The organism is Alteribacillus sp. JSM 102045 (assembly GCF_041949975.1).
Classification (GTDB): Bacteria; Bacillota; Bacilli; order Bacillales; family Marinococcaceae; genus Alteribacillus.
Genome location: NZ_JBHFQG010000039.1, coordinates 26,698 through 33,382, shown reverse-complemented (window position 1 = coordinate 33,382; position 6,685 = coordinate 26,698). Strand labels below are relative to the sequence as shown.

Below are 6,685 nucleotides of genomic sequence, written 5' to 3'. Positions count from 1 at the left end.
GAATTCGCGGACCATTTGATCTAATTGATTTTCTAGATTATTTTGTCCTATACTAGTAGACATAGGTAGGGCATCTCCTCTCGAGTTGATTTGGTCGTTAATTCTGAGGATACCCTACCTCTTTTTTGTCTCAAGGAACTTACACAAACTATCTTACACTATCTTCTTTTGATAACGGAGTGCATTATGAAAGGTATTTTATTGAAAAGAACAAAATTATTAACAGTTATTATTAGTGGCATTATCACCTTAATGCTTATAGCACTAATTATTCCAAAATATGAACAAATGCTTGATTTTTATAATGTCAAATGGATATTAATTTATTCTATTATTTTGAGCATGTTGTATTTTATTTTTGGGATGTTGATTGAAACGAAAAGATTAATAAAGGTGTTTTCTAAGAAACTTTCAGTTAATTGGTTACATATCAGTTTTGTGATCCTTTTACTTTTAATAATTTTTATTCCTGTACCCTATTGGCTTTTACTGTTACCTAACAACTTTTTCTTGTTAAATTTTATATTTGTTAATGAAGTTCAAGTCATTCTTAACATTCTTGCAGGAATTTTATTTGTTCGTGCATTTGAAAATAATAGCTGAAAACCAAAGAGATAGTGCTGCTTCCACTAAAAAGGAGGTTACCCATAATGGATATTAGATTTCGTCTTTTCTATTTTATTAATTCTGTTCATAATTATTTTAGCGTTTTTCGTTATGTACAATTTAAATAAAAGAGACTTTTGAAATAATGGCAGGTTTCTTTAATTCATATACCATCAAACGGAGTACATTTCCTAAACATAGTGCATAAGTTAATTTTATATAAACTGTGAAGGGGATGAGCAAGATGTATTATAATATGTACCCGTATCCTTATTACGTAATCACCCCAGTGTATAAACCGGATTTTACGTCAAGAAACAATCAACACGTACTTGAAGCAATACTTGCTGGAATAAAAAGAAAGGCTGGTTCCATTGATTTTTATAGCCGGATAGCGGATTCTGCCCCTAATCAAAATCATAAAAATGACCTTCTTCATACTTTAGAAGATGAAAAAATTCATTTGGAACAATTTACGGATCTATATATCAAGCTTACGGGAACACAGCCTGTGTACGAGATCGAAAAAGTTACATTTAATACGTATGAAGAGGGATTACAAAAGGCATATGAAACAGAATTAAAAAATTATGAAGAATATCGTAATGGTTATTTACTTACTCAACATACACCATTTCAAGACGTATTTTTGAGGGCTTGTAATGACGAAGTAGAGCATGCTCAACGATTTGATTCTTTATCGTCTAATCAGCAAGGCGGCATCGAATTAAAAGACTATGGAACAGAACCATTTGTTGTGAATATTGAGGAAGCGACGAAGCAAAACAACACGTTTCGTACCGCCTTATGGACAGGAAACCATTTACAAGTAACATTGATGAGTATCGATGTTGGAGAAGACATCGGTCTAGAAATTCACCCCAATGTTGATCAATTCTTACGTATTGAAGAGGGGCAAGGAACAGTTCAAATGGGTGATAGGGAGGATCAATTAGATTTTGAAGAAGACGTTTATGATGATTATGCAATAATGGTACCTGCTGGTAAATGGCACAATATAACCAATACCGGAGATAAACCAATTAAGCTTTATTCGATCTATGCGCCGCCTGAGCATCCATTCGGCACTGTTCATGAAACAAAAGCAGATGCAATGGCAGCTGAAGAAAATCACTAAAATCATCCCTTATATAAATTTCTCAAAAGACCTGTTTTCAACAATCGGACGCTTATCCAATGAAAGGAAAGCGTCTTTTTTAACGGGATAAAGTATTGTGTTACTCTTTTTAATTTAAAATAATTGGTATGTAGTGATTAGAAAATAAGAAAATAAGAAGAAGTTGGAGGAATTTAGTGATACTATTTTATGCTAAGAAAAACAAATGAACAAAACGAAAAAATAAAGGAGTTTGTTCATACAGCTTCTTTGCTTACTATAGGAAGGATTGTTAGATCGTGGCAAAACGGATTTTGGTATGATTGCATTTACTATTAGCTTTGGATTTATAAGTTATAGCGTTGGTTTTTTCGTTATTAGCCCCTTCTCAGAACGGCTACATATATGTTGGTATCATAGCAGGAGTTATATTAATTATAGGAAATTTATTAATATCTGGAGTGTTCAGACATTTATCAAAAGGCATTAGCATTCTTATATCTCTTCTCTTATTTGTTGTGCCTTTAGCAGGTTATGGTGGATATGAAGCTTATATGAACCATATAGAAATAGAAAATGCCGAAGTAGATTTAACGGCATATGAACCATATCAGGAAGAAACCAAAATCGCTCAATTGAAAGAACGCTCCGATTTTCAAATGATGGATAATCCGCCAACATTAGACGGTGCTACTGCTTTATATCCGGTTTACTCTGCCTTCGTACGTGCCGTTTATCCAGAAGACAGCTATCCTCATAAATAATCTTGGTCGTAGTGAAGTGGTTGTTTCAAAAACCAATCGTGCTTATGACCGCTTGGCCGATCTAAATGTAGATATAATTTTTGCTGCCGCACCTTCTGAAGAACAAGAGTCAAAGCTCGGACCGGATATAGACCAAATACCAATCGGAAAAGAAGCATTCGTCTTTTTTGTAATGAAAGTAATCCTGTTGTATAGTTTAACTCTAGAAGAACTTCAGAACATTTATTCTGGAGAGATTACGAATTGGAAGGAAGTAGGAGGACGCGACCAAGAAATCCTTGCTTTTCAACGACCGGAAGGCAGTGGAAGCCAGACTGGGCTGCAGAAAATGATGGATGGTAAAACGATTATAGACCCGCCCACTGACCAACGTGTCAGCGGCATGGGAGGGGTAATAGAAAAAGCTTCAAATTACCGCAATCACCGCATGCTATTGGCTTTTCCTATCGATATTTTGCAACCGAAATGGTTGAAAATCATGGAATTAAACTTTTGGAAGTGAATGACGTACAACCGGATGTAGAGTCCATTCAACAAGATCAATATCCATTAACAAATGAATTTTATGCCCTTACAAATAGAAGTGACCATCCACACATTGATTCGTTTATGGAATGGATTCTTTCTGAACAAGGCCAGTCATTAATAGAAAAAACAGGATATGTGCCGATTGCAGAATAAATCACTTAGTGAGGAATGATAATGTGAAAAAAATATTTGAGTTAACAGGGGTATAAATGGAATAAAATGTATTTAACTAAATGAAAGAAGTGAAATTTCGTATATTTAGTCTAATCATGATGAATAGAAAATGTATATGATGGTTCATTATAATGGTGTTCCACGCTTAATCAATAGGAAAGAGACGAGATACAGTAAAAATCACTGTAAGTTAATTCCTGAAGAAAATAAGGAGAGACATATTTTTGAACCAAGTGATAATTCGTCCAGTAAAAACAGAAGATGCTCAGGCAATAAATGAAATTAGGCGTCAGCCATCCGTGACGTTAAATACAATGAGTATGCCATCTGAAAGATTAGAGTTTACAAAGCAATATTTAGAAAATTTGAGTGCCGATCACCATGTGATGGTGGCTGAATATAACGATTATATCGTGGGGATTGGGAGTCTTGAAGGGGGAACAGGTAAATTACGATATAATGGCGATATTGCTTTAGCTATCCATGATACATACCAGGATAGAGGCATTGGAGGTCAGTTGTTAAGAGTACTGATTGACCTGGCAGATAACTATCTTGGTTTAATTAGACTTGAATTAGATGTTATCTCAAATAATCAAAAGGCTATACATCTTTATAAAAAATGGGGTTTTGAAATAGAAGGCTGTTTAAGAAAAGCCCATTTTCATAAAGGCGAATTTCAAGATGTTCTTATAATGGGAAGATTAAAGTAGGTGAGATAATTATCGCGGCGGTTAGAAGACAAAACTTTAGAGAAATGTTAGTTAAAAGTCATAGCTTATTCGTTCCATCACTTTTAGAAATAAAATGCATTTGAAACTCTGGGGGAAGGATTATGATTATTTTAGAAACTCAAAGGCTTTATTTAAAAAAGTTCACGGAAGAGGATATGACCCCACTTCATGATATTTTTTCTGACTCAGAAACGATGAAATATTATTCAGCTCCCTTTAGCAAGCAGCAAACGCAAAATTGGATAAAACGAAATCAAGTAAGATACCAGAAGGACGGTTATGGATTATGGGCTGTATGTTTAAAAGATTCCAACGAATGCATAGGTGATTGTGGCCTTGTTAAACAAAATATGGATGGCGGTAAAGAAGTGGAAATTGGTTATCACATCAATAAGAAATATTGGTCCAAAGGTTTTGCTTCGGAGGCAGCCAAAGCGTGTAAGGATTATGGGTTCGACCTGTTGAATGTAAATAAACTGATAAGTATTATAGATCCAAAAAATATACCATCTATTAAAGTTGCAGAAAAGATAGGTTTTACGAAAGAAAAAGAAGCTTTTCTATTTAATAAGAACCACTATATATATTCAGAGGTTAAAGGTTTCACATAAGATTGAAGTAAGAGTACATATAATCTTTATTAACGTTTGTATTATGTAAATAGCTACTATCTGAAATTCTCTTGTTGGAGATATTGATGTGGGAAGATCTAAGAGAAGATGAATATTATGCTGTGTTGAAGACCATTTTAACATGGACCGTGCTGAGTTGATTACATTACCTTGGACTACCCAGTGGAATAATACATTGAATAATATTAACAAAAGAAGCCGATTTTCCTTCAGTAAAGGAGTGAATCGGCTTTTTGAATTACTAATATTTTCTCATATATTTTTAAATAAAGGAGATTAACCATCCGCCAATAGCTCCGGTTAAAACGACCACCCAAGGCGGCAATTTCCAAAATACGAGCATGCTGAACAGTATGGCTGCAAGGGCAAAATCGATGGGTTCAAAGATGGAACTGGACCAGATGGGGTCATAAAATGCAGAGATTAAGATACCTACCACAGAAGCATTTATTCCCATTAACGCCCCTTTTATTTTAGGATTCGTACGTAAAGAGTCCCAAAACGGCAGGGTCCCTAAAATAAGAAGAAATGCAGGGAAAAAGATCGCCACTGTTGCGAACAATCCGCCTTGCCAACCATTAATAACGGCTCCAATATAAGCAGCAAATGTAAATAACGGTCCTGGAACGGCCTGAGCTACACCGTATCCCGCAAGAAATTCCTCTTCCCTTAACCACCCTGAAGGAACAAATTCTCGTTCCAACAACGGTAAAACGACATGCCCTCCGCCAAAAACAAGAGAACCTGAGCGGTAAAAACTATCAAATAAGGCAATCCACTCATATGATGTAATGTTTCTTAGAATAGGAAGAAAAATTAAAATCCCAAAAAATAAAATTAAACACAAATATCCAACTCGACGTGAAATAGGAAAACGGTAAGCCAGTGATTCGTCTTCTTCAATTGTTTGCTGTCTATAAAGGATATAGCCGATAAAACCTGCTAGTAAGATAACACCAATATGTGTATAAGGCGTTTGCCAAAGTAAAGTGGCGACTAACGTAAATAAAGCAATCGTCCGTCGCTGCGTATCGGGAGTTAATTTTTTAGCCATCCCAAAAATAGCATGGGCTACAACGACTACCGCTACGATTTTTAAGCCGCTTATCCAGCCCGCATCTTCCACACTAAACGTATGAAGAAAGGAAGCAAAAATAATCAATGCAATAACGGAGGGAAGCGTAAATCCGATAAAAGAAGTAATACCTCCTAATATCCCCCCACGCATCACACCTATTCCTATACCCACCTGGCTGCTTGCAGGACCTGGAAGGAATTGACATAGAGCCACGAGGTCAGCATAGCTTTTTTCATCCATCCACTTGCGTCTGCGGATGTACTCTTCATGAAAGTATCCTAAATGTGCAATGGGTCCGCCAAATGATGCCAGTCCAAGTCTTGTTGAAACTATTAAGATTTCTAAGAGTGTTTTCAGTTTATTTTCTTTCTTTTCGCTCATCATTCACCCACCTTTTTTATAAGGTAATAATGTATAAATTTTTGCGATTTTGATGTCTACCTTCAGCGTCTAGCCTTTCGGTGGCCCACACGAAGTGGGTAAGTTCGACGCTGTCACAGGACGTGACGAACTTAGCCGAACATCATTTAAAAAAGGGCGCTTGTACTTTTCTATTTAATTTCTTTGAATAATTCATAAGCTTGAGCCCGAGCTTGCTCTAAAATCTCTTCTCCCTTACTCGTTGCTGAATAATATTTTCTGATTTTTCCTTCCACATTTCTTTCTTCTTTTTGTAAAAGGCCGTCTGATTCCATGTTGTGAAGGATGGGATATAAGGTTCCAGCACTAATTTCATACCCGTGTTCTTTCAGCTCTTCATTCATCCATGCTCCATAGACGGGATATTCTTTCGCATGATGGAGAATATGTATTTGTATAAACCCTAAGAAAAGTTTTCGCAGAATTCTATCCTCCAAATGAACCGCTCCTTTCCGTAACGGAAACCGATATAGAAATCCGATATTGATAACTGATAATAAGAGAATAACACATTTAATCGTGAAGCCCAATACTTTAATATTTTAATTACTAAGCTGAACTCCGCTTATAGAATCTAAGCGAAAATAGAGAGTAAATTGAAAACGCTTCAGACAAGCAAGGTTTAAAAATTT

The 6,685-nt window shown here is 35.7% G+C and carries 9 protein-coding genes; 7 read left to right on the top strand and 2 right to left on the bottom strand.

Features of this window, described 5'->3' with window-relative positions:
* Positions 1–186: 186 nt before the first annotated feature.
* The 7 genes from ACE1TI_RS18585 (at position 187) to ACE1TI_RS18555 (ending at position 4,534) form a co-directional block, all read left to right on the top strand.
* Complete coding sequence (locus ACE1TI_RS18585; RefSeq protein ID WP_375009038.1) at positions 187–603, top strand: hypothetical protein; 417 nt, start codon at positions 187–189, stop codon at positions 601–603.
* A gap of 247 nt (positions 604–850) precedes the next feature.
* Complete coding sequence (locus tag ACE1TI_RS18580) at positions 851–1,744, top strand: cupin domain-containing protein (protein WP_375009037.1); 894 nt, start codon at positions 851–853, stop codon at positions 1,742–1,744.
* A 341-nt stretch (positions 1,745–2,085) separates the two neighbouring features.
* Positions 2,086–2,487: a hypothetical protein gene (locus ACE1TI_RS18575; protein WP_375009036.1), complete on the top strand. Its 402-nt coding sequence runs from the start codon at positions 2,086–2,088 to the stop codon at positions 2,485–2,487.
* Positions 2,488–2,503: 16 nt separating this feature from the next.
* Positions 2,504–2,989, top strand: coding sequence for a PstS family phosphate ABC transporter substrate-binding protein (locus ACE1TI_RS18570; protein WP_375009035.1), 486 nt, complete (start codon positions 2,504–2,506; stop codon positions 2,987–2,989).
* Positions 2,980–3,168, top strand: a complete 189-nt coding sequence (locus tag ACE1TI_RS18565) for a hypothetical protein (RefSeq protein WP_375009034.1) — start codon at positions 2,980–2,982, stop codon at positions 3,166–3,168. Before ACE1TI_RS18570 ends, ACE1TI_RS18565 begins: the two co-directional genes overlap by 10 nt.
* A gap of 254 nt (positions 3,169–3,422) precedes the next feature.
* Entirely contained in the window at positions 3,423–3,902 is a 480-nt protein-coding gene (locus ACE1TI_RS18560; RefSeq protein WP_375009039.1) for a GNAT family N-acetyltransferase, read from the top strand.
* 122 nt (positions 3,903–4,024) lie between these two features.
* A complete protein-coding gene (locus tag ACE1TI_RS18555) occupies positions 4,025–4,534 on the top strand; it encodes a GNAT family N-acetyltransferase (protein WP_375009033.1) in 510 nt (169 codons plus the stop codon).
* Between the two features lie 283 nt (positions 4,535–4,817).
* Here ACE1TI_RS18555 and ACE1TI_RS18550 read toward each other — a convergent pair whose 3' ends face one another.
* Both ACE1TI_RS18550 and ACE1TI_RS18545 read right to left on the bottom strand, forming a co-directional pair.
* Positions 4,818–6,017, bottom strand: coding sequence for a chromate transporter (locus ACE1TI_RS18550; RefSeq protein WP_375009032.1), 1,200 nt, complete (start codon positions 6,015–6,017; stop codon positions 4,818–4,820).
* Between the two features lie 167 nt (positions 6,018–6,184).
* Positions 6,185–6,490, bottom strand: coding sequence for a PadR family transcriptional regulator (locus tag ACE1TI_RS18545; protein ID WP_375009031.1), 306 nt, complete (start codon positions 6,488–6,490; stop codon positions 6,185–6,187).
* Positions 6,491–6,685 lie beyond the last annotated feature (195 nt).

Bases quoted from the DNA above. Each gene is read 5' to 3' on its own strand.
- ACE1TI_RS18585 (WP_375009038.1), top strand. From the start codon at position 187: ATGAAAGGTATTTTATTGAAAAGAACAAAATTATTAACAGTTATTATT.
- ACE1TI_RS18580 (WP_375009037.1), top strand. From the start codon at position 851: ATGTATTATAATATGTACCCGTATCCTTATTACGTAATCACCCCAGTG.
- ACE1TI_RS18555 (WP_375009033.1), top strand. From the start codon at position 4,025: ATGATTATTTTAGAAACTCAAAGGCTTTATTTAAAAAAGTTCACGGAA.
- ACE1TI_RS18550 (WP_375009032.1), bottom strand. From the start codon at position 6,017: ATGATGAGCGAAAAGAAAGAAAATAAACTGAAAACACTCTTAGAAATC.